The sequence below is a fragment of the Kineococcus auxinigenes genome (assembly GCF_050871525.1).
In the GTDB taxonomy this organism is placed as follows: domain Bacteria; phylum Actinomycetota; class Actinomycetes; order Actinomycetales; family Kineococcaceae; genus Kineococcus.
Window position 1 is genome coordinate 142,210 of the sequence record NZ_JBKBCT010000003.1, and the last position, 23,525, is coordinate 165,734.

The 23,525-nt window shown below is 74.5% G+C and carries 17 protein-coding genes; 14 read left to right on the plus strand and 3 right to left on the minus strand.

The features are described from left to right. Positions 1-57: 57 nt before the first annotated feature. From ACRYR9_RS02525 to ACRYR9_RS02535, 3 genes are all read left to right on the plus strand, one after another. Positions 58-2,652: a family 78 glycoside hydrolase catalytic domain gene (locus ACRYR9_RS02525; RefSeq protein WP_432492558.1), complete on the plus strand. Its 2,595-nt coding sequence runs from the start codon at positions 58-60 to the stop codon at positions 2,650-2,652. A gap of 65 nt (positions 2,653-2,717) precedes the next feature. Continuing rightward, positions 2,718-3,764 (plus strand): LacI family DNA-binding transcriptional regulator, encoded by a 1,047-nt coding sequence (locus ACRYR9_RS02530; protein ID WP_432492560.1) that lies wholly within the window; start codon positions 2,718-2,720, stop codon positions 3,762-3,764. 260 nt (positions 3,765-4,024) lie between these two features. Then, the gene (locus ACRYR9_RS02535) at positions 4,025-6,577 is read left to right on the plus strand and encodes a beta-glucosidase (RefSeq protein WP_432492562.1); all 2,553 of its coding nucleotides are present in this window, start codon (positions 4,025-4,027) and stop codon (positions 6,575-6,577) included. A gap of 66 nt (positions 6,578-6,643) precedes the next feature. Here the strand turns inward: ACRYR9_RS02535 and ACRYR9_RS02540 are convergent, their stop codons facing one another. Continuing rightward, positions 6,644-7,885, minus strand: a complete 1,242-nt coding sequence (locus ACRYR9_RS02540; RefSeq protein ID WP_432492564.1) for a family 1 glycosylhydrolase — start codon at positions 7,883-7,885, stop codon at positions 6,644-6,646. Between the two features lie 38 nt (positions 7,886-7,923). Further along, positions 7,924-9,246 (minus strand): MFS transporter, encoded by a 1,323-nt coding sequence (locus tag ACRYR9_RS02545; RefSeq protein WP_432492566.1) that lies wholly within the window; start codon positions 9,244-9,246, stop codon positions 7,924-7,926. Positions 9,247-9,461: 215 nt separating this feature from the next. Here ACRYR9_RS02545 and ACRYR9_RS02550 point away from each other — a divergent pair, with 215 nt between their 5' ends. The 6 genes from ACRYR9_RS02550 (at position 9,462) to ACRYR9_RS02575 (ending at position 16,707) form a co-directional block, all read left to right on the plus strand. Further along, the gene (locus ACRYR9_RS02550) at positions 9,462-12,092 is read left to right on the plus strand and encodes an alpha-L-rhamnosidase (protein WP_432492568.1); all 2,631 of its coding nucleotides are present in this window, start codon (positions 9,462-9,464) and stop codon (positions 12,090-12,092) included. Between the two features lie 42 nt (positions 12,093-12,134). Further along, positions 12,135-13,439, plus strand: coding sequence for an MFS transporter (locus ACRYR9_RS02555; RefSeq protein ID WP_432492570.1), 1,305 nt, complete (start codon positions 12,135-12,137; stop codon positions 13,437-13,439). A gap of 32 nt (positions 13,440-13,471) precedes the next feature. After that, positions 13,472-13,954 carry an MmcQ/YjbR family DNA-binding protein gene (locus ACRYR9_RS02560; protein ID WP_432492572.1) on the plus strand — a complete coding sequence of 161 codons (483 nt, stop codon included), beginning with the start codon at positions 13,472-13,474 and terminating at the stop codon, positions 13,952-13,954. 40 nt (positions 13,955-13,994) lie between these two features. Continuing rightward, complete coding sequence (map, locus tag ACRYR9_RS02565) at positions 13,995-14,777, plus strand: type I methionyl aminopeptidase (protein WP_432492574.1); 783 nt, start codon at positions 13,995-13,997, stop codon at positions 14,775-14,777. A 24-nt stretch (positions 14,778-14,801) separates the two neighbouring features. After that, positions 14,802-15,608, plus strand: coding sequence for a DUF72 domain-containing protein (locus ACRYR9_RS02570; protein ID WP_432492576.1), 807 nt, complete (start codon positions 14,802-14,804; stop codon positions 15,606-15,608). Positions 15,609-15,696: 88 nt separating this feature from the next. Further along, complete coding sequence (locus ACRYR9_RS02575) at positions 15,697-16,707, plus strand: bacteriorhodopsin (RefSeq protein WP_432492578.1); 1,011 nt, start codon at positions 15,697-15,699, stop codon at positions 16,705-16,707. A 26-nt stretch (positions 16,708-16,733) separates the two neighbouring features. On the opposite strand, the gene ACRYR9_RS02580 is transcribed toward ACRYR9_RS02575, so the two are convergent. Further along, the gene (locus tag ACRYR9_RS02580; protein WP_432492580.1) at positions 16,734-17,066 is read right to left on the minus strand and encodes a hypothetical protein; all 333 of its coding nucleotides are present in this window, start codon (positions 17,064-17,066) and stop codon (positions 16,734-16,736) included. 185 nt (positions 17,067-17,251) lie between these two features. Here ACRYR9_RS02580 and ACRYR9_RS02585 point away from each other — a divergent pair, with 185 nt between their 5' ends. The 5 genes from ACRYR9_RS02585 (at position 17,252) to ACRYR9_RS02605 (ending at position 23,400) form a co-directional block, all read left to right on the plus strand. Beyond that, positions 17,252-19,597, plus strand: coding sequence for a TerD family protein (locus tag ACRYR9_RS02585; RefSeq protein WP_432492582.1), 2,346 nt, complete (start codon positions 17,252-17,254; stop codon positions 19,595-19,597). Positions 19,598-19,617: 20 nt separating this feature from the next. Beyond that, positions 19,618-20,589: a hypothetical protein gene (locus ACRYR9_RS02590; protein WP_432492584.1), complete on the plus strand. Its 972-nt coding sequence runs from the start codon at positions 19,618-19,620 to the stop codon at positions 20,587-20,589. Positions 20,590-20,663: 74 nt separating this feature from the next. Then, entirely contained in the window at positions 20,664-22,091 is a 1,428-nt protein-coding gene (locus tag ACRYR9_RS02595; RefSeq protein WP_432492586.1) for a hypothetical protein, read from the plus strand. Positions 22,092-22,417: 326 nt separating this feature from the next. Further along, a complete protein-coding gene (locus ACRYR9_RS02600) occupies positions 22,418-23,002 on the plus strand; it encodes a type IV toxin-antitoxin system AbiEi family antitoxin domain-containing protein (protein ID WP_432492588.1) in 585 nt (194 codons plus the stop codon). Then, a complete protein-coding gene (locus tag ACRYR9_RS02605) occupies positions 22,999-23,400 on the plus strand; it encodes a nucleotidyl transferase AbiEii/AbiGii toxin family protein (protein ID WP_432492590.1) in 402 nt (133 codons plus the stop codon). Before ACRYR9_RS02600 ends, ACRYR9_RS02605 begins: the two co-directional genes overlap by 4 nt. Positions 23,401-23,525: the final 125 nt, after the last annotated feature.

Genomic DNA, 23,525 nt, shown 5'->3' on the forward strand with positions numbered 1-23,525 from the left:
GGCCGGAGCCGGCCACCGCTCGGCCCCTACCCAGACACACGTGAGGACCCGAAGCGCATGAGCGCCGTTCCCGCCAGCCCGACGTTCGAGCACCACCGCGAAGCCCTGGGCATCGGTGAGGCCGCGCCCCGGATCTCCTGGCGCACCACCGCCCCTCCCGGGTGGGTGCCGGCCGGCTACGAGCTGGAGGTCACCCGCGACGGCGCGGTGGCCAGCACCGGCCTCGTCCGCTCGCCCGACTCCGTCCTGGTGGCCTGGCCGTGGGAGCCGCTGCGTTCCCGCGAGGCGGCGAGCGTGCGGGTGCGGGTGTGGGGCGAGGGTGAGCAGGACCCCTCGTCCTGGTCCGCGCCGGCCCCCGTGGAGGCCGGCCTGCTGCGCCCGCAGGACTGGACCGCGCTGGCGGTCAGCCCGGCGTGGGAGGAGGAACCCGACTCCGACCGCCGGCCCCCGCTGCTGCGCCGCGAGTTCTCGCTGGACCGCCCCGTCCGTTCCGCGCGCCTGCACGCCACGGCGCACGGCGTCTTCCGCCTGGAGGTCAACGGCCGCCGCGTCGGCACGGACGAGCTGGCGCCCGGCTGGACCGTCTACGGCGAGCGGCTCCGGTGTTCCACCCACGACGTCACCGACCTGTTGCGGACCGGTGCCAACGCGATCGGTTCCTGGCTCGCCGACGGCTGGTACCGCGGCAGGCTCGGTTTCCACGGTGGCCACCGCAACCTCTACGGCACCGACCTGGCCCTGATCGCGCAGTTGCACGTCGTCTTCGAGGACGGCAGCGAGCAGGTGATCGACACGGACGGGGAGTGGCGCGCCGGGTTCGGCCCGATCCTCTTCGCCGGCCTGTACGAGGGGGAGCACCACGACGCCCGTGCCCTGCCGCGCGGGTGGTCCGAGCCCGGTTTCGACGAGCGCGGGTGGAGCCCGGTGCGCACCGCACCGGCCGGCGCCGAGCGCTTCGTCGCCCCGCAGGGCCCCCCGATCCGCTGCACCGAGGAGCTGCTGCCCGTCAGCGTGGAGGCGAAGGGCGACGGGCGCTTCCTGCTCGACTTCGGCCAGAACGCCGCGGGCCGGCTGCGGATCCGGGTGCGCGCGGAGGAGGGCCGGACCGTGACGCTCACCCACGCCGAGGTCCTGCAGGACGGGGAGCTGTACACCCGCCCGCTGCGGGGTGCGGAGTCGCGCGACACGTACACCTCCGCCGGGACGGGGGTGGAGGAGTGGGAACCCGCGTTCACGATCCACGGCTTCCGCTACGCGCAGGTGGAGGGCTGGCCGGCGGAGACGATCGAGCCCGGTGACGTCGTCTTCCGGGTGCTGCACTCGGACCTGGAGCGCACCGGGGAGTTCTCCTGCTCGGACCCGCTGGTGGAGCGCCTGCACGAGAACGTGGTGTGGAGCATGCGCTCCAACTTCGTGGACATCCCCACCGACTGCCCCCAGCGCGACGAGCGCCTCGGCTGGACGGGCGACATCCAGGTCTTCGCCCCCACCGCCGCGTTCCTCTACGACGTCAGCGGCTTCCTCGCGTCCTGGTTGCGCGACGTCGAGGCGGAGCAGCTCGAGGACGGCACCGTGCCCTGGTACGTGCCCGTCATCCCCGGGGACTTCTGGACCCCGCCGAAGCCCGGCGCGGTCTGGGGCGACGTCGCGGTGCTCACGCCCTGGACCCTGTACGAGCGGACCGGGGACACCGGGGTGCTCGCCGCGCAGTACGACAGCGCCCGGCGCTGGGTCGACCTGGTGGAACGCCTCGCCGGGCCGGGCCGGCTGTGGAACAGCGGCGTCCAGCTGGGGGACTGGCTGGACCCGGCCGCCCCGCCCGAGTCGCCGGCCGACGCCCGCACCGACCGCTACCTCGTGGCCACCGCGTACTTCGCCTGGTCCGCCCGCCACCTGGCCGAGACCGCGCGCGTCCTCGGCCGCGACGCCGACGCGCAGCGCTACGCGGTGCTGGCCGACGAGGTCCGCGACGCCTTCCTCGCCGAGCACCTGCGCGCGGACGGCCGGCTCAGCTCCGACGCGCAGACGGCCTACGCGCTGGCGATCCGCTTCGGGCTCCTGTCGGGGGAGCAGCAGCGGGTCGCCGGCGAGCGGCTCGCGGAACTGGTGCGCGAGGCCGGCGGGCGCATCGCCACCGGTTTCGCCGGCACCCCGGTCATCTGCGACGCCCTGACCCAGACCGGGCACCTGGAGGAGGCGTACCTGCTGCTGCTGGAGCGCGGCTGTCCCTCGTGGCTGTACCCGGTGGGGATGGGTGCCACGACGATCTGGGAGCGCTGGGACTCCATGCTCCCGGACGGCACCGTCAACCCCGGGGAGATGACCTCCTTCAACCACTACGCCCTCGGGGCGGTCGCCGACTGGCTGCACCGCGTCGTGGCCGGGCTGGCGCCCGACGAGCCCGGCTACCGCTCGATCCTCTTCCACCCCCGGCCCGGCGGCGGACTGACCTCCGCCTCCGCCCGGCACCTCACCCCCTACGGCACCGCCGCGATCGAGTGGACGCTGCAGGACGGGGAGTTCGCGGTGACGGTGCAGGTGCCCACGGGCGCCACCGGCCGCCTCGTGCTGCCGGACGGCACCACGCAGCGGGTCCTGCCGGGCAGCCACCGGTTCACCAGCGGGGCCCTCGCGGTCGATCCGGTGGGGTGAGCGCGGCTCCCGGCGCGCAGCAGTGGCATAGTGGCCGCTTCTGCGCGTCGGGGCACGGAGGTCGCATGCGCACGGGGATCAAGGACGTCGCCCGGCTGGCCGGCGTCTCCGTCGGCACCGTCAGCCACGTCCTCAACCACCCCGAGCTCGTCTCCTCCGAGACGGCCGAGCGGGTGCGAGGGGCCATGCGGCAGCTCGGGTACGTGCGCAACGAGCCCGCGCGGCAACTGGCGCTGCGGGGCCGCAGCGAGCTCATCGCCGTGGTGCTGCCCACCATCACCGACCCCTTCTTCCTCGACGTCGTCCACGGCGCCCAGCAGGCGGCGGCCCTGCACGGGCTCGAGGTCATGGTCACCAGCAGCGAGCACGACGTGCAGCGAGAGCACCGGCAGCTCGAGACGCTGGAGCAGCGCCGGGTCCGCGGAGTGCTCCTCAGCCCCGCCGTCGACGCGTCGCTGGAGGGGGTGCGGGCGCTGCAGGAGCGGGGGACGCCGCTGGTGCTCGTCGGTCCCGTGTTCAGCGAGCACCCGTTCTGCTCGGTCTCCATCGACGAGCGTGCCGGTGGCCGCCAGGTGGGTGCCCACCTGGCCGCGGCGGGTCACCGGCGCGTCGTCTTCGCCGGGGCGCCTCTGTCGGCGCACCACGTGCACGAGCGGTTCGCGGGACTGGCGGAGATGCTGCCGGGGGCCGACGTGCGAGCGGTCGACGTCTCCGGGTGGCAGCCCGGTGGTGGGTTGCCGGCGCTCGGGGAACTGCTGGACGCGCCGGCCCGGCGGCGACCGACCGCGGTCGCGTGCGCCAACGACCTCATCGCGCTGGAGGTCATGGCGGAGTGCGCGCAGCGCGGCCTGGCGGTCCCGCGGCAGGTGGCGGTCGTCGGGTACGACGACATGCCGTTCACCCGCTCGGCCGCCGTCTCGCTCAGCACGGTGTCGCAGCCGCAGCGGGAGATGGGCCGGTGCGCCACCGAACTGCTCCTGCGGGAGGACGGCGACGGCCCCGGGCACGAGCACCAGCGGGTGGTGCTGCAGCCGGCGCTCCTGGCGCGACGCACCAGCGACCGCGGCCTGCCCGCACGCCGGGCCGCACAACCCGGGAGTGCCGGGGGCTGACCCCCCGAACCCCGCGCTCAGACGCTCCAGCACGACGGCGCCGTCAACGTCACCGCCGCCGCAGTGCCACCCGCGTGCGTCCCCGACGGGGAGGGCCGGCGCGCGACGACGGTGACGGGTTTCGACCCTTGCCGTCGCTGTGGGTTTGCGGTTGACTCGTCGCACGGCGATCTGAAGCGCTTCAAGCCTCACCGCCGTCCGATGCGGCGACGGAGCCCTCGACGGCTCCTCGCCTCCCCCCGGTTCGAGGAGGAACTGCCGTGACGACCCACCACGCCGCCCGACGCCGGGCCGCTGCCGCGGCCCTGTGCGCCGCCGCCGTCCTCACCCCCTGCGTCGGCGCCCAGGCGGCGTCGTCGGCTTCCGGGCCGGCCGCCACGGCGCGCCCGGGCGAGCAGGCCCAGCCCTGGCGCGACGCATCGCGCTCCCCCGCGTGGCGCGCGGACGCGCTGCTGAGCGCCATGACGATGGACGAGAAGGTCACCCTGATCCTCGCGACGAACGACGAGGACTTCGACCCGCTGGCGCACCTCGGGATCCCGCAGATGCGGCGCGTGGACGCCTCCGGCGGGTTGCGCGGGGACACCGGGGTGACGGCCTTCCCCGCCCCGAACGCCCTGGGGGCCACGTTCGACACCGAGCTGGCCGAGCGCTACGGCCGCGCGGTCGGCGCCGAGGCCCGCGCGAAGGGCTGGAACGTCGTGCTCGGCCCCACCGTGGACGTGGACCGCAACGGCCTGTCCGGCCGCGCCGCCGAGGGGTACGGCGAGGACACCCTCGTCAACGGCGAGATGGGCGCCGCGGTGTCCCGCGGCCTCGAGGAGAACGACGTCATCGCCATGCTCAAGCACTACACCGTGTACAACCAGGAGAGCGGCCCGCGCGAGACCCTGGCGGTCGACGTCTCCGAGCGGGCGCTGCGCGAGGTGCACTACCCGGCGTTCGAGAAGGCGATCCGCGAGGGCGGTGCCGACTCGGTCATGTGCGCGTACCCGAAGGTGAACGGTGAGTACGTCTGCCAGAACGAGGAACTCCTCAGCGACCTCAAGGAGGACCTCGGACTCGAGGGGTACGTGGCGACAGACTTCAACCCCCGCACCGATCCCGTGGCGGGCATCAACGCGGGCGTCGACTCGCAATCGCTGTTCCCGGGCATGCCCCGCGAGGCGTTCCTCGACGGCCGGATCCCCGAGGAGCGGACGAACGACGCCGCCCGCCGCATCCTCGTCGCCCTGTTCGACTCGGGTGCCTACGACAACCCGCTGCCGGCCACGATCCCGGACGTCGTCACCACGGACGAGCACCAGCGGCTCGCCCGGGAGACCGGCGCCGCCGCCAGCGTCCTGCTGAAGAACTCCGGGGCGCTGCCGCTGTCCAAGCAGGACAGCGTCGCCGTCATCGGTCCCGCGGGCAGCGACGCGATCACCGGGATCGAGGGTTCCTCCTACGTGGACCCGGGCGACTTCACCACGCTCGCCGAGGCCGTGCGGACCAAGGCCGGCGCTGAGCGCACGACGGTCTCCCAGGGTTCTCTCGGCGACGTCACGCTGCCCACCGTGCCCGGGTCCGCCTTCACCGCACCCGGCGGTCAAGAGGGCCTGCGGGCCGAGTTCTTCGCGAACCCCGACTTCCAGGGCGCGCCCGTCGCGACCACGACCACCCCGAACGTCGACTTCAGCGGTGCGGCCCCCGTCGAGGGCCTGCCGGCGCAGTGGTCGGCCCGCTTCAGCGGCACGATCACCCCGACGGCCACCGGCCTCGCGCGCTTCTCCTCGCTGCTGTCCGGGTCGGCGAAGGTGACGATCGGCGGCGAGACGGTCTTCGACGGGTCGCGGTTCATCTGGGACTTCTTCTTCGCCCCGCAGGAGTACACCCTGGGCGGCACCGTCCCGCTCACCGAAGGGGAACCGGTGCCCATCACGGTGGAGTACTCGACCCGCGAGGCCGGCTTCTTCGGTCCGCGCCTGACGCTCGGCTGGCAGCCGGAACCGCTCATCCCGGCCGCGGTGGAGGCGGCGAAGCAGGCCGAGACCGCGGTCGTGGTCGTCAACGAGCTCACCGGTGAAGCGGTCGACCGGCTGGGCCTGCGCCTGCCCGGCGACCAGGACGCGCTGATCGAGGCCGTCGCCGCGGTGAACCCCCGCACGATCGTCGTCCTGAACACCCCCGGGCCCGTGCTGATGCCGTGGCTGGACGACGTCGAGGGTGTCGTGCAGAGCTGGTACCAGGGGGCGGCCGTCGGGACCGCCACCGCCGACGTGCTGTACGGCGACGCGGACCCCGGCGGGCGCCTGCCCGTGACGTTCCCCGCCACCGAGGGCCAGGGCCCCACTCACGACACCGGTGCCGCCGTCGAGTACGACGAGGGCATCCACGTCGGCTACAAGTGGTACGACCAGCAGGACGAGGAGCCCCTCTTCCCGTTCGGTCACGGCCTGTCCTACACGACCTTCGAGCACCGTCAGTTGCGCACCGGCAAGCTCGACACGCGCAAGGGCGAGGACGAGACCGCGTCCGTCCGCGTGCGGGTCCGCAACACGGGCCAGCGCGCCGGTTCCGACGTGGTGCAGGTGTACGTCGGCCACCTGCCCACCGGTGCGGTGGAGACGCCGGAGAAGGCGCTGGCCGGTTTCGCGAAGGTCGCCCTGCGGCCGGGGGAGAAGCGCGAGGTCCGCATCGAACTGGACCGCCGAGCCTTCTCGTACTGGGACGAGGACGCCGACCGGTGGGTCACCCCGACCGGTGAGGTCCCCGTCTACGTCGGGCGCTCCGCCGCCGACGTCGACCTCGTGGGCAGCATCACCGTGAAGTAGCCGAGCGCCCGGGCGGTGGCTCCTGATGAGCCACCACCCGGGCGCCGCGAGCGCCTCGAGCCGGCGTCAGCCGACCACGACGGGGCGGTGGGCGCGAACCGCCTCCGAGTACGCGGTGGCGCTGGGCTTCGGGGTGCGGGCGAACGTCGCCCGGTCCACCGCGACCAGACCGAGCTTCGGCCCGTAGCCGAAGATCCACTCGAAGTTGTCCAGCAGCGTCCAGTGGCAGTACCCGAGCACGGGCGTGCCCGCGGCGAGTTCCGCGCCGAGGTGCTCCAGGGCGGCGGGGATGAAGGCGGCGCGCTGGGTGTCGTCGTCGGTCTGGATGCCGTGCTCCGTGACGAGCACGGGGACGCCGGACACCTGGTGCGCGTAGCGCACGGCCCCGGCCAGCGACGCGGGCTCGATGGCGGTGCCCATGCCGTTGCGGGGCCCGTCCGGCAGCACCTCGCCGTCGGGGCCGTGCAGCACGCGCTCGTAGTTCTGCACGCCGATGAAGTCGTCCTCGCGCGCCACCCGCAGCCAGTGGTCGTACACGGCGGCGCGCCTGGCGTCGCGGTGCTCCTCCCCGCCGGGCAGCGCGACCTCGTCGGCGATGGCGATCGAGACGCCGACGGGCAGGTCCGGGCGCAGGGCCTTGACGGCCGCGCGCGCCGTCCGGTGGGCGCGGGTCGTCGCCTCCTGGAACGCGTCCTGCGCGTCGGAGGGGATGACGTTGGCGGCGAAGTACCGCTGCGTGCCCGCGGCGCGGGCGGCGGCGGCGAGCATGTCGCGCTTGAGCTGCTCGGCCTGCGGGGGCAGCTTGCCGCCGGCCTGCAGCAGCTGCTCCAGGTTCGGCTCGTTCAAGGTGACGGCGGAGGTGATCCGGTCGCCCAGGCGGGCCGTGACGCGCTCGCACTGCGCGGCGAACCGGTCCGCGGCGTCGTCGGCGAGCCAGGAGCCCGCCGCGGAGAACCAGTGCGGGGCCGTGAAGTGGCTGAAGGTGACCACGGGCGCCAGGCCGCGCTCGAGGCAGCCGTCGACCAGGCGCTCGTAGTGGTCCAGCGCGGAGCCGTCCACCTCGCCGCGCACCGGCTCCACCCGCGCCCACTCCACCGAGAACCGGTAGGCGTTCAGGCCCAGCCCTGCGACGAGGTCGAGGTCCGCGGGCCACATCCGCAGGGTGCGGCAGGCCGGTCCGCTGGGTTCGGCGAAGAGCGTGGGGGTCGTGTGCTCCAGGAACCAGGTGTCGCTGTGGACGTTGTCGCCCTCGCCCTGGTGCCCGGCGGTGGCAACGCCCCACAGGAAGTCGTCGGGGAACGGGTTCACTTCGTGCTCTCCTCGGTGCGGTTCTGGTCGTGGGGCGGTCAACGGGCACCGCGGATGAACAGGATGAGGAATCCGCCGACGGCCGCGCACACCGCGCCGGCCAGGAACAGGGCGGCGTAGTTGCCACCGCCGCCGATCGCCAGCAGCGCCGGGGCCGCGGCGGCGACGAGGGTGACCGGCAGGTTGTCGGCGACCTTGATGAGGGCCAGGTCCTTGGCCGGGTTCTGCGGGTCGGGCAGCACGCGGGTGGCCAGGGCCAGTTCCACGGCGAAGTAGACGCCCTGGCCGAGGGCGATGACGGCGCACGCGACGAGGTAGGACGGCAGGCTCGTCGCTCGCGTGGCCACGACGAGGCCGGTGGCCAGGACGAGGGCGGCCACGAGGATGAACGGGCGGCGCACGTTCAGCCGGTCGCTGAGCTTGCCGACCGCCGGGGCGACGAGCAGGGACAGGCCGCAGTTCACCACGACCGTGAGCAGGATCGCCCCGCTGAGCTGGGCCGGTTCGAGGTGCAGGTGCTGCAGCAGGTAGAGGGCCTGGAAGCCGTTGAGGGCGGCCACGCCGCAGAAGACGAGCAGGCGGCTGCTGAAGACGAGCGCGAAGTCGGGGAAGCGCAGCGGGTTCACCCAGAAGATGCCGACGACCTCGCGCAGCCGCAGCGGAGTGCGCGGCTGCGTGGAGCGCTCCTCGCGCAGGACGGCGGCGAGCAGGAGCATCGCGACGACGGCCAACGCGGTCGGGACCGCGACGATGGGGGCCAGGTCCCCGCCGAACGGCTGCGCCACGGCCATGCCGAGCAGGGCGCCCATCGGGGTGGCCAGGCTGAGGAACGCGGCCGTCGGCCCCCGGCGATCGGCCGGCAGCCGGTCGGCGAGCAGCGCCGTCGTCGTCACGCCGGCCGCGATGAACCCGAGCGTGATGAGCAGGTGCGCCGCCACGAACAGCGGCACGTTCGGTGCGGTGACGAGCAGCGTGCCGCCCAGGGCGAACGAGGCCGCCCCGGCGACGAGGTAGGGCCGGCGGCGGCCGAACCGGGAGCGCGAGCGGTCGCTGAGCGTCCCGATCGTCGGCAGGGCGAGGAGGGTGAGGATCCCGGCGATGCCGCTGGACAGGGAGATGATCGTCGCCGCGCTCGCGGCGTCGAGGGCGGTGGCCTTCAGGGTCAGCGTGAGCAGGGCCGCGGACATCTGGGCCGCACCCGCCCCGACCGCGGCGAGCACGAGGAGCAGGACGAACCCGCGCGGCAGGGGGGCGGTGGGGGTGGAGGCCCCCGGGTGCGGCGGCAGCACGGGCGATGCGTGGAGCGGTGCCCCGTCGACGGCGTGCGGCGCCGTGGTGGCGGAGTCGGAGGTCAGGTCCATGGGCTTCCTCGCCAGGTGGGGCCGCCTCGCGGCGGCGGGTGTCGACGTTGACGCCCCGTCTCCGGGGGCTGGCGGGGACGCTAGACGCAAAAACTGAAGGGGTCAATATTTTCGCGCAGATCCTGCTAGCTTGGCCGCGTCGCAGGGCCTCGCGGCTGCTCCACCGAGCGCTCCACCCGCATCGCCGACGGAACCCCCACCACACCTGGAGACGCGTGAACACGACCGTCCGCCCCATCACCGTCGAGCACCACCGCGAACCCTTCGGCATCGGCCAGGACCGACCGCGCCTGTCCTGGGTCGTCGACGCCGACGAGCCCGGCTGGGTGCAGCACGGTCACGAGATCGAGGTGACCGACCTCGACGGCCCGGGCGAGCCGTCGCGCACCGGCCGCGTCGAGAGCACCGAGCAGGTGCTGGTGCCCTGGCCGGCCGCCCCGCTGGGCAGCCGCGAGCGGCGATCGGTGCGCGTGCGCGTGTGGGGGCCGGCGGGGGGGCCCTCGGCGTGGAGCGAGCCGACCGTGCTGGAGACCGGGCTGCTGGACGCGGGCCTGTGGAGCGCGCGAGCGGTGGCCCCGGCGCTGCCGGCGACGGGCGAGGGCGGCGAGCCCGCGGTCCTGCTGCGCGGTGAGGCCGACGTCCCCGGCGGCGTGGTGCGCGCCCGGCTGCGCGCCACCGCCCACGGCGTGATGACGCTGCACCTCAACGGCGCCCCGGTGGGTGAGGACGTGCTGCACCCGGGGTGGACGAGCTACGCCACCCGCCTGCGCTACCGCACCTGGGACGTCACCGACCTCGTGCGCGAGGGCCGCAACGCCCTCGGGGTGCACCTGGCCGACGGCTGGTGGCGCGGCTACCTCGGCTTCGCGGGGCTGCGCGACGTCTACGGCGACACGACGGCGGCCCTCGTCCAGCTCGAGGTCGAGCACGCCGACGGAACCCGCACCGTGGTGGGCACCGACTCCTCGTGGCGCTCGACCCTCGGTCCCGTCACGCGCGCGGACCTCTACACGGGCGAGACCTTCGACGCCCGGCGCCGCCCGGAGGGCTGGAGCGCCCCCGGTTTCGACGACACCGGCTGGGACACCGTGACGGAGGTCCCCCTCGACACGTCCACGCTCGTGGCGCCCGACGGCCCGCCCGTGCGCCGGCAGGGGAGCCTGCGAGCGGTGGGGATCACCACGTCGCCCTCGGGGCGCACGATCGTCGACTTCGGCCAGAACCTCGTGGGGCGCCTGCGCGTGCGCGTGCCCGCCGGGGAACCCGGCAGCGTCATCACCCTGCGCCACGCCGAGGTGCTCGAGCACGGTGAGCTCGGCGTGCGCCCGCTGCGGGCCGCCCGGGCCACCGACGAGGTCGTCCTCGACGGCCGGGAGTTCACGTGGGAACCGGAGTTCACCCTGCACGGCTTCCGCTACGCCGAGGTCACCGGCTGGCCGGGCGAGCTGACGGTGGATGCCCTCGAAGCCGTCGTCGTGCACACCGACATGCGCCGCCTCGGTGAGTTCGAGACCTCCGACCCGCTGCTGAACCGTCTGCACGAGAACGTCGTGTGGAGCATGCGCGGCAACTTCGTCGACGTCCCCACCGACTGCCCGCAGCGCGACGAGCGCCTCGGCTGGACCGGCGACCTGCAGGTGTTCGCCCCGACGGCGGCGTACCTGTACGACACCACCGGCATGCTCACCGGCTGGCTGGCGGACCTGGCGGCCGACCAGCACCCCGACGGCAACGTCCCCGTCTACGTGCCGTGGGCCGACGTCGACCCGAACCTGCCGCCGCTGGGCGCCGAGGCCGGGTGGGGCGACGCCGCCACCGTGGTGCCCTGGACGCTGTACGAACGCTCCGGCGACGCCGGGGTGCTGCGCCGGCAGTGGACCTCCATGACCGCGTGGGTGGACGCGTTCGCCGCGCGCGCCGGCGATGAGCTGGACTTCGCCAGCGGCGGGTTCTCCTTCGGCGACTGGCTCGACGCGGCCGCCCCCGACGACCAGCCGTGGGCGGCCCGGCTGCCGTGGCAGGCCGTCGCCACGGCCTACCTGGCCCGCTCCGCGCAGATCGTGCGCGACACCGCGCGCGTGCTCGGTGAGGACGACGCGCAGCAGCGGTACGGGGCGCTCGCCGAGCGCGTCGCGCAGCGCTTCCGCACCGAGTACGTCACCCCCAGCGGCCGGGCGGCCTTCCCCTCCCAGACCGCCCACGCCCTCGGCCTGGCCTTCGGCCTGCTGGAGACCGCGCAGCGCGAGCGCGCCGGGGAACTGCTCGCCCAGCAGGTGGCCGTCGACGGGTACCACGTGGGTTCCGGTTTCCTCGGCACGCCCCTGGTGTGCGACGCCCTCGCCGACACCGGCCACGGCGCCACCGCGTGGCGCCTGCTCCTGCAGACCGAGTGCCCGTCGTGGCTGTACGCGGTGACGATGGGCGCCACGACGATCTGGGAGCGCTGGAACTCCATGCTCCCGGACGGCTCCATCAACCCCGGCAGCATGACGTCCTTCAACCACTACGCCCTCGGCGCCGTCGCGGACTTCCTGCACCGACGCGTCGGCGGCCTGGCACCCGCGGCACCGGGGTACCGCCGGCTGCGGATCGCACCGCTGCCGAACCCGGCGCTCACCCGGGCGCGCACCGCGCACGAGACCCCGTACGGGCGGGCCGCGGTGTCGTGGACGCTCGACGGGGAGGCGTTCACCCTGGAGGTCGTGGTGCCGCCGTCGACGCAGGCGGACGTGCACCTGCCGGACGGGTCGGACCCGGTCACCGTCGCCTCGGGGGCGCACCGCTTCACCTGCACGGTGCGCGAGGGGGTCGCCGCCGAGGCCCCCGCCGCCTTCGCCGGGTCGTAGGCTCCGCCCCCCGACCGAGCACGAGACGATCCGAGGCCGCACGTGTCCGTGAACACCACCCCGGGCAGTCCCGGGAGCAGCGCCCCGGAGCGCCGCGAGCTGCAGCGCCGCGTCGTGCGCGTCCTGGCCGCCGGCCAGGTCCTGGGCGGGCTGGGCACCGGCGCCACCCTCAGCCTGGGCGCGCTGCTCATCACCGACGTGTCCGGCTCCTCGGCCTGGTCCGGGATGGCCGCCACGATGGCCACCCTGGGCGCGGCCCTGCTCGCGGTGCCGCTGGCCCGGCTCGCGCAGACCCGGGGACGGCGCACCTCGCTGAGCACCGGCGCGTCCATCGCCGTGCTGGGCGGGGTGCTGGTCGTCTCCGCCGCCGTGCTGGGCAGCCTGCTGCTGCTCCTGGCGGGCATCCTGCTCATGGGGTCGGCGCAGGCGCTGAACCTCCAGGCCCGCTTCGCCGCCACCGACCTGGCGGACGCGGACACCCGCGGGCGCGACCTCTCCCTGGTGGTCTGGGCCACCACGATCGGTGCGGTGACCGGGCCGAACCTGTTCGAACCCGGTGAGGCCGTCGGGCGGGCCCTCGGCCTGCCGCCGCTCACCGGCGGTTTCGTCGTCTCCGCGTGCGCGCAGGCGCTCGGTGCCGTCGTGATCCTGGTGGGCCTCCGGCCCGACCCCCTCCTGACGGCGATCGCGGCGGAGGCCGCCGCGGCACGGGCGGGGGCGGGCGCCTCGGCGGCGAGCACCGGTGCGCGGCGCTCCTCCGGCGGGTTGAGCGTGCTGCGCTCGAACCCCACCGCGCGCCGCGCCGTGCTCACCGTCGCCGGCAGCCACGCCACCATGGTCGCCCTGATGTCGATGACCCCGGTGCACCTGACCGAGCACGGGGCCTCGCTGAGCCTGGTGGGGTCGACGATCAGCCTGCACGTGGCCGGCATGTACGCCCTCTCGCCCGTCTTCGGCGCCCTCAGCGACCGTCTCGGTGCCCGCAGCGTCGTCCTCGCGGGTCAGGTCCTGTTCCTGGCCTCCCTGCTGCTGGCCCTGCTGGGCGCGCAGGACGCGACGCTGGTGACGGTCAGCCTGGTCCTGCTGGGGCTGGGGTGGTCGGCGTCGATCGTGGCGGGTTCCACGCTGGTCAGCTCCGCGGCCACGCCCGTGCAGCGGCCCCGCCTGCAAGGGGTGTCCGACTCCCTCATGGGTTGCGCCGGAGCCGCCGGGGGTGCGCTCGCCGGACCCGTCCTGGCCCGTGCCGGTTTCGACGGGCTCGCCGCCGTCCTGCTGGTCCTCGTGCTCGTCGTCGCCCTCGCGCAGCGCGAACCCCGCCGTCACCGCGAGGCGGCCCGGGTGGGTTGATCCGCACCCGGCCGGGGCAGCACGATGGGCGGGTGAGCGAGCGCACCCCCTCCACCCCGGACGGTGGCGCACCCCTCGACGGCACGGCGGTGCAGGAGGTCGCGGCCCGGGTGGCGGCGGAGCTGCCCGACGTCACCCTGAGCTGGCCGTTCGGTCCCGAGCACGACGTGCACAAGGTGGCCGGGAAGGTGTTCTGCATCGCCGGCGAGGCGACCGGGCGGGCGATCACCACGCTCAAGTGCGACCCGGAGCACGCTGAGGCGCTGCGGCAGGAGTTCGACGGCATCACCGCCGGGTACCACGTGGACAAGCGGCACTGGATCTCCGTGGCCGGCGGCCCCGGCGTCACGGCGCAGCTGGTCGAGGAACTCGTGCTGGACTCCTACGCGCTCGTGGTCGCCGGGATGCCCCGCCACGCGCGCCCCGCGCTGCCCGACGAGGTGCGGCGGCGCCTCGGGGGTGCCGACCCGGGCGAGGGTGCTGCCCGCGCCCGCCCGGCACGTCCCCGGGGGTGACCGGCCGCTGCCGCACCCGGCGCGGGGCGATACTCGTGCGGTGAGCGACGCACCCGCCTTCCCCGTCCGCACCGCCGCCGAGCTGGACGCCATGCGCGAGGCCGGCCGCGTCGTGGCCCGCACCCTGCAGGCGGTGCGCGCTGCGGCCGTGCCCGGCGCGAAGCTGCGCGACCTGGACGAGATCGCGCAGACGAGCATCCGCGAGGCCGGTGCCCTGCCGTCGTTCCTCGGCTACGCCCCCTCCTGGGCGCCGCGGCCGTTCAACGGCGTGCTCTGCCTGTCCGTCAACGAGGTCGTCGTGCACGGGCGCCCCACCGGCCGCCGCCTCGACGACGGGGACCTGCTCAGCATCGACGCCGGCGCCATCTTCGACGGCTGGAACGGCGACTCGGCGATCACCGTCCACGTCGGGCACCAGGACGAGGCCGACGTGCGGCTGGTGCGAGCCACCGAGGAGGCCCTGGCGGCGGGCATCGCCGCCGCCCGCCCCGGCGCGACCCTGCCGGACGTGGCGCGCGCGATCGACGAGGTGGCCCGCCGCCACGGCTACTCCCACCTGCCCGACCACGGTGGTCACGGCATCGGGCGCAGCATGCACGAGGCGCCGTTCGTGCCGAACCGCCCGCTGCCCGGCGCCCCGGCGGTGCGATTGGAGCCCGGCAGCACCCTGGCGATCGAGCCGATGCTGCTCGCCGGCGGCGAGGGCTACCGCACCGCCCGCGACGGCTGGTCGGTCGTCACCCTCGACAAGCGCCGCGCCGCGCACGCCGAGCACACCATCGCCGTCACCGAGGACGGCCCCGTGGTGCTCACCGCCCCCTGACCGGGTTCCGGGCTCGTGGGGCGCGTGCGGATCGGGACCTCCGGCTGGACCTACCCGGAGTGGCGCGGGGTGTTCTACCCGCCCGGCCTGGCGCAGCGCCGGGAGCTGGAGCACCTCGCCGACCGGCTGGAAACCGTGGAGCTGAACGCCTCGTTCTACGCCCTGCAACGCCCGGGGAACTACCTCTCGTGGGTGCGGCGCACCCCACCGGGTTTCTGCTTCAGCGTCAAGGGCTGGCGGACCGTCACCCACGAGCACCGACTCGTGGGCGTGCAGGACGCGCTCGCCGCCTTCTTCGCCTCCGGGGTGCTGGACCTGGGCGACAAGCTCGGGCCGGTGCTGTGGCAGCTGCCGCCGGGCCTGCGCTTCGACGCGGAGGTGCTGGCGCGGTTCTGCGCCCTGCTGCCGAGAACCACGACCGCCGCCGCGGAACTCGCCGCCTCCCGCGAGGACGCGCCCGATGCCACGACCGCGCCCGCCGGGGTGGAGGAGCGCCCGCTGCGGCACGCCGTGGAGGTGCGCCACCGCAGCCACGAGAACCCCGGGCTCGCCGACGTGCTGCGCGCGCACGGCGTCGCGCTCGTCACCGCCGACACCGGCGGGCGTTGGCCGCTGCTGCAGGAGCAGACCGCCGACTTCTCCTACGTGCGGTTGCACGGCTCGCCCGAGCTGTACGTCAGCGGTTACGACGACGCCGCCCTCGACGACTGGGCGCAACGGGTGCGGGCGTGGTCGGCGGGTGGGTGGGACGTGTTCGTGTACTTCGACAACACGATGGCCGGGCGGGCCCCGTTCGACGCGCTCGCCCTCGCGCAGCGGCTGGGGCGTTGAGCGCGCGGCCGGCTGCACGCGCCCGTACGGTGGCCGGCGGTGACCTGGACGACGGTCGCCGCCGGTCGAACCACCAGGAAGGCCCCCCGTGATCGCAGCCGACGTGGTCCGCCCCGAGGTCGTCGCGCTCAGCGCCGGGCAGCACGACCTCATCCAGTACGCGATGACGGTCGCCGGGCTGGCGCTGTTCGCGCAGTTCCTGTGGACGTGGAGGTCCACCGGCGAGGTCGGCGCCCGCTACCGCACCGCGGCCCACGCCTCGCTGGCCATCGCAGCGGTGGCGGCGCTGTCGTACGCCTACCTGGTGCTGAAGTTCGACCAGGGTTACACGTACGCCGACGGGACGTACTTCCCGAACGCGGAGGCGCTGAACACCCTCACGCCGAGGTACATGGACTGGTCGGTCACGGTGCCGCTGCTGATGGTGGAGTTCCTGGCCGTCTCCGGCCTGGTCGGCGCCCGCGCGCGCTCGATGCGGGCGGCCCTCGTCGCCGCGGCGTTCCTCATGATCTTCACCGGGTACCTGGGCGCCACGGTCGACGGCGCCGGCACGGACCAGACGGAACTGTTCGTCTGGGGACTCGTCAGCACCGCCTTCTACGCCGCCCTGTACGTCCTGCTCATCCGCGTGCTGCGCTCCTCGAAGGGTTCGATGAGCGCGCAGGCGTACGCGTCGTACCGCAACGCCGCCATCGTGCTGCTCAGCGTGTGGGGCTGGTACCCCATCGCCTACGCCATCCACAACTGGCTCCCCGGCGCCGGCTGGACCACCACCATCCAGGTCGGTTTCTCCTTCGCCGACATCGCCGCCAAGGTCGGCTTCGGCGTCCTCATCCACAAGGTCGCCAAGCTGCGCACCGCCGAGGACGTCCACGCCGGCGAGCAGACCCACCCGGAGGACGTGTGGATCTCCTCGGTGAAGGAGTCCGAGGGCGTGCAGCCGCTGCTCAAGGGCGTCGTGCTCACCGGCAGTGGTGAGGGCGCGAGGCCGCTGACCGGGCCAGGCGGGACGGCCGACGCGGCGGAGGGCGGTGCGCGCACGGCCGACGTCACCTCCACGGAGCGCACCCGCCACCGGGAGCAGCCCGACCGCCCCTGAGCGGGGCGGCTGTCAGCGGCGCAGGCTCACGCGCTCTTCAGGGGCTGTGCCAGCGGGGTGGACGGTGCCTCCACGAGGAGGGTCGCCGACGGCTCGGGCTCCGACGACGGAACCGGTGCGGGCGGGACGCTGCTGCGTGCAGGCAGGGGGCGCGAGTCGCGCTCCTGGCCGCGCGGGTCGTAGGCGCCACCGCTGAGCCCGTGTGCGTCGAGGTGCGCGACGAGGCGGGCCCGGGTGCGCTCCTCCGCGCGGGTGTCGCTGCTGTGCGCGTAGCGGCGCTCGGCGTGGGCGGCGGCCAGCCACGCGTCGTGCAGGTGCCGGGCCTGTTCGAGCGGGGACCGCCTACGGAAGATCGCCATGCTGCCGTTCCTTCAGGTGTGTGCCGGAGAGCGCCATTGTCACGCCTCGTGGTGGTCGAGGGGGGCGTTTTCGCCGCAGTCGTGGAGGAGGTGCCGTCGGCGCTCGACGGCAGCACCGGTGCTCGAAGACGCACGTCCTGCGCTGGTTCGCTGCGGAAACCGCGGGACTGGGTGAGACTGCAGGGGTGGAGGGGACGACGCTGCCGCGGGGTGCCAACCGGGCGCTGCCCGCGCAGGTCCGGCGCCTGCGCGCGGTGCTCAGCTGGGACGAGAGCGAGGAGGGCGCGGCGGACATCGACGCCTCCGCGCTGCTGCTGGGTGCCGACCGCCGGGTGCTCAGCGACGGGCACTTCGTCTTCTACAACCAGACCACCTCGCCGGAAGGCGCCGTGCGCCACCTCGGGCGCACCAGCACCGAGACCGGCGCGGAGGAGCGCGTCAGCGTCGACCTGGACGAGGTCCCGGACGATGCCGCCTTCGTGGTGCTGACCGCCAGCGTGAACGAGGGCACCTTCGGGCAGGTGCCGGGCCTGCGGCTGGTGCTCAGCGGCGGAGGAGAGGTCCTGGCGCGGGTGGCGGGCGCCGAGGCCGGCGACGAGACCGTGTACGTGCTGGCCGAGCTGTACCGGCGCGACCAGGAGTGGAAGGTCCGTGCGGTCGGGCAGGGCTGGGACACCGGCCTGGCCGGACTGGCGCAGGACTTCGGCGTCGACGTGACCGACAGCGCCGACACGGGGGAACCCGTCGACGGAGGCGACGGTGCTCCCGGCGACGCCGACCAGGCCGGCGACGAGTTCGCTGCCGATGCCTCTTCAGCTGCCGCAGCGCTGTCCGTGGAGGTCACCGGGCAGGCACCGGCCGAGCGGAGCGGTGCGCTCGCCGCGGGCCCGCAGGTGCTGAGCGCGGCTCACGACGACGCGGGCGATCGCGGTGACGACCTCGTCGAGGTGCTCGAGCCCCAGGAGGACGAGCCGGCGGACCCGGTGACCGGTGCTGCGCCGAGCGCACCTCCGGCAGAACCGTCCGAGGCGGTGGACGTGCCGGGCACGGCAGACGGCAGCACAGACCCCGCCCCGCCCGTCGTGCCCTCCGCACCAGCCGCCGAGACCGCGCCCGCCCGGGCCAAGGAGGTGCGCACCCGCAAGGCCAAGGCCGCCCGCCCGGCGGTGCCGCCGCTGCGGCTGCGCCTGGACGATTCCTGGCAGCCGGCCCGCGTCTTCTCCATCTCCGGCGTCGGCACCGGTGAGGAGCAGGAGAAGCGCGCCACCTCCGCGCTGCTGGCCACGATGATGGGGGTGCGGGCCTTCGCCCGGAGCCTGACCGGTTACTTCGACGCCCCCGGCGGGGCGGTGGAGACGTACCTGGAGGTGCCTTTCCCGCTGGGTGAGAACACCGTCATCCCCGACGGCGTCATCCGCGTTGCGCGCGCCGGGCGCACCTGGACCGGGCTGCTGGAGGTCAAGACCGGGGACGGGCAGCTGCGCCGGGCGCAGGTGGAGAACTACCTCGACGTCGCCCGCGAGCAGGGTTTCGACGCCGTCATCACCCTCTCCAACGAGATCTCGCCCGGCGCCGGTGAGCACCCGGTGGAGGTCGACCGGCGCAAGCTGCGCGGCAAGGTCGCCCTGCACCACCTGTCCTGGGCCGAGGTCGTGCACGAGGCGCAGATGACGCTGACCCACCGCGGGGTGGCCGACACCCAGCAGGCGTGGTTGCTGAACGAGCTGATCCGCTACCTGCAGCACCCCCGCTCGGGCGCTTCGGGTTTCGAGGACATGGGCCCGGCGTGGGTGGCCGTGCGCGAAGCGGTCGCCGCGGGAACCCTGCGCCCGAGCGACCGCAAGGCGCCGGCGGTGGCCGAGGCGTGGATCCGCCTGGTGCGCCAGCTGCGCCTGCGCCTGACCGCGGAGCTGGGCGTCGCCGTCGCGCACGTGCTGCCGCGCAAGGTCGCCAACGACCCGGCCGCGCGCATCAAGGCCACCACCGCGCAGCTGGCCGAGGACGGGCAGCTGGAGGCGACGCTGCGGGTCCCCGGCGCCGTCGGCCCGGTCACCGTCGTCGCCGACCTGCGCACCAGTCGGGTGCGCACCTCCGTGCGCGTGGCCGCCCCGCAGGAAGGTGGTGGGCAGCGGCGCATCGGCTGGCTGCTGCGCCAGCTGAGCGACGCGCCCGCCGATCTGCTGATCGACACCCACTTCACCGGGCGGGCGGAGAGCACGTGCGAGCAGTTGCGCGACGTGCGCGATGCCCCGGCGATGCTGCTGCCCGACAAGAACGCGCAGGTCGCCGCCTTCACCCTGACACGCACCACATCGATGGGCACCAAGCGCTCGGGGGTGCGGGGAGCGTTCATCCCCTCCGTCACCGATGCGCTGGAGGACTTCTACCGCGCCGTGGTGCAGCCGCTGCGCCCGTGGGTGCCGCCGGCGCCGAAGCTGCCCGACGACGCCACCGGGATGCCCCCGGCCGACGACGCGGGCGACGAGCCGGGGGACGACGGCGGATCCAGCGCCGGTGCGGTCGGGGACTGACACCGGAGGAAGGAGGCAGCGTGGCCATCGCTCTCGTCGAGGCTGCCCGGCTGGCCCGCGCCAACCGGGCGCAGGCCGAGGAGTTCGAGGACCGCCACGCGGCGCTGCTCACCCGCGCGGAGCGTGAGCGCACCGCGCAGGAGCAGCGCCGGCGGGAGGTCTACGACGAGGTCCTGGTGCCCTTCCGGGACGTCTTCGCGCGGCTGAAGAACGTCGACCTGGCCGAGCTGGCGGGCATCGACCTGCCCACCACGGGTTCGGCACCGCAGGTCGAGGTCGTCCAGGTGCGGCTGAGCGCCCTGCGCACGGTCGGCGCGCTGGCCGGTGGGCTGACCGCGGGCGCCGGGGCCGGTGCGACGGCCTTCGCCACCGTGGGCGCCTTCGCGGCCGCCTCCACCGGCACCGCGATCTCCACCCTCTCCGGGGCCGCCGCCACCAGCGCCACGCTCGCCTGGCTCGGCGGTGGATCGCTCGCGGCGGGGGGCGGCGGCGTGGCCGCGGGCACCGTCGTCCTGGGCGGGCTGGTGGCGGCGCCGGTGCTGCTCGCCACCGTCGGGGTGGTCTCCTGGCAGGGACGCCGGCAGCGCAGGAAGCAGCAGCAGACCGCGCAGGAGCTCGGCCGCGCTGACGTCGATCTCACCCGCGCCGAGCAGCGCACCGCGGCGGTGATCGCCCGCAGCCGTCAGGTGCGCGCCGTCCTGGGCGACCTGCGCGCCGAAGCCGGTGCGCACATGCCGCAGCTGCAGGCCCTCGTCGAGGCCGACGATGACTACGCCACCTACTCCCCGGCCCAGCGCGCCCGGGTGGCCACGGTGGTGTCCCTGGTGACGACGACGATCTCGATCATGTCCACGCCGCTGACCGACGAGGACGGGACGGTCACCGACCTGTCCGGGCAGGTCGTCGACGACGCCAGGCAGCGCCTGCAGGACCTCGTGGGCGATGGTCCCGAACCCGCCGGTGACGCACCGGCCACCGGGCCCGTCCCGTGAACCCCGACGGCCCCAGCGTGCCCGGCGGTCCTGACGAGCCCGCCGGACGACGCCGCAGGCTCCGGCGCAGCGGCGTGGACGCGGCGACCTGGGCGCTCGTCAACGCCTCGACGCGCAAGCTCGCCGAGCAGACCGCGGAGGCGTTGCGCATCCGGGGGATCGCCCAGCAGGTCGCGCAGCGGTACCGCAACACCGGCTTGCCCCAGCGTGCCGGGCACCTGTTCGAGGTGATGCACGAGGCGTCCTTCAACCGGGACGCGATCGCCCAGGGCTCGACGGTGCGTGCCCCCACCACCGAGTGGGCCGTCGGCGGTTCGCAGAACGCAGCGGCCGACCTGCACGTCGTCGACGGCGGGCGGTTGCTGGCCGCGGCTCAGGCCAAGGTGATGGGCCGCGCCACGACCACCGCCAGGAGCATCGCCAGCGACCGCTACGAGGGCATGCAGCGCCTCATCGCCCAGGACCAGCTCGCAGCCGTCGAGGACCTGCTCGACCGGCGCCTGACCCTCGACGCCGAGGGCATCGGCTACGCCGACTACGTCGACGCCCGCGCGCACGTTACGGACGCCCTGCACGCCGGGGACGTGCGCAGCCGCCCGGTGTCGACCGAGGAGGCGTACCGGGCGGCCGCGGACCCCGTGAGGTGGGGGAACCGGCAGGCCGCCGCCGCCGCGTCCCGCGAGGTCGGCGCCGCGGTGGCAGCCGGTGCCGCGACAGGAGCGGCTCTCGCCGGCCTCGTGGAGGCCGCCGGCCACGCCGCCCGGGTGCGGGCGGGGGAGACGTCGGCGGCCGCTGCGGCCGCCAGCGCCGCCGGGGCCGCCGCACGCGCCGCGGTGCGTTCCGGTGCAGTCGCCGGCGTGGGCAAGAGCATCGGCATCGCCGCGAAGGCCGGGACCCTGCCCGCCGCCCTGGGCAGGGGATCGTCACCGGCCTCCACGGCGGAGGCCGTCGTCGAGGTCACCGAAGCCGGGATCGCCTTCGCCCGCGGCGACATCGACTCCGGCGAGCTCGCCGCACGCTGCTGCGAGGCCGCCCTGCGCGCCACGCTGACCGGGGTGTGCGGCGCGGTCGCCCAGACGGTGATCCCCGTGCCGGTCGTGGGGGCGCTCGCTGGTGGTCTCGTGGCGCAGGCGGCGGCGACCCTCATCACCCAGGGGTTGCGCACCGCCCTCGCCGCCGCCCGCACCGAGCGCCTCGACGACGAGCGGATGCAGGTCCTGGACGACGAGGCAGCCACCGCGGTCGCCACGGCGCTCCTGCTCGGCCAGGCCGAGTGCGCGCTCGGTGAGCAGCGCAACGCCTACGTCACCTCGACCGTCAGCCCACTGCTGGACGACGCGTTGATCGCCGTCACCAGCGCCGGCCCTGACGAGGCCCTCAAGCGGCTGAGCGAGGTCACCCGGTGCTTCTCCGGCCGACCGTTGTTCGTGACGGTCGAGGAGTTCGACGCGTGGATGGCCGACCCGCTGGCGTCGCTGACGATGGACCCCAACTGGCGCTGACGCCCGGAGCGGGGGTGCTGCTCCCTCGGCACGTGCAGCAGACCCAGGGGCCTGAACCCCACAGGGCCCTGCGGGTCGATCGGCCGACCCCCTGGGCACTCGCGTCTCGACTGCGCATCGGCACATCAGGGCTCCCCGTGTCCTCCGGATTCAGTGGGCATCGCACGGAACGCCGCCTCGACGTGAGCTCGCCACCGGGGAGGGGTGCCGGTCACGCGGTCGACGGTCCTGCGCCGGGCCTGTGAGTTGCTGAACGTGGCCGCCTCGGAGGGTGAGTCCGAGACAAATCCATACACTGCCGCGTAACCAGTGTACGCTTTTGTCTCGTGGAGATCGACACGCTCCCGCCGACGTTCACTGCCGGCCAGGCCCGGACGGCCGGGGTCTCGACCCGTGCGCTGTACCGCTGGCGCGACACCGGTGAGGTCGTCGAGCTGTCCCGCGGGGTGTTTCGCCACGCCGACGCGCCCCCGCCGACGCACCCGGACCTGCTCGCGGTCAACCTCCGGGCCCCGAACGCCGTGGTCTGCACCCTCAGTGCGGCCGCCGTCCACGACCTCACCGACGTCGCACCGTTCGAGGTGCACATCGCGGTCTCGAGCAGAACGCACCCGCCCCGGATCACCCAGCCCCCGACCACCGTGCTGCGGTTCGACCCGGCCACTCACCAGCTGGGCGTCACCGAGGTCGAGGCCGCTCCAGGGGAGTTCGTGCCCGTCTACGACCCGGCCCGCACCGTCGTCGACCTCCTGCGCCTGCGCCACCGGTTCGGCCACGACGTCGCCTACAGCGCACTGAACCGCTACCTCGCACGCCCGGACGCGCGCCGAGCCGAGGTCTACCGCTACGCCCGCGCCCTTCGCATCGCGACCATCACCCTGACCGCCCTCGACATCGCCGGAGCTCGGTGACCCCCGTCGACCGCACCAGCCCCGCCGACCACGACACCATCGCCGCGGCCGTCGTCGGGATCGCGACCCAGCCGGATCCCGACGGGGCCGATGGGATCACCTTCGAAGCGTCGAGCGTGCGAACTCGCACCATCCGCGAGGAGGGGTTGTACGCGGGCGTCCGGGTCACGTTCACCGCGGAGCTCGCGACCGCGCAGATCAAGGTGAGCCTCGACATCAACTTCGGCGACCCCGTCACTCCCGGGCCCCGCCTGGTGCAGTTGCCGTCCGTGCGGCCGGGCAGTGCGCCCGTGACCGTCCTGGATTACTCGCTGGAGGCCGTGTTCGCGGAAAAGATCTGCACCGCCATCGTCCTGGGCGACGCCAACTCCCGGATGAAGGACTACGCCGACATCTGAACGCTGACCGGCCGCCACGCCTTCGAGAGGCAGGCCGTGTCCCAGGCCCTGGCCGCCACAGCTGGCCACCGCGGGACCGAACTCGTAGCTCTGTCGACGGTCACTGCCGACCTCGTGGCCCTCCG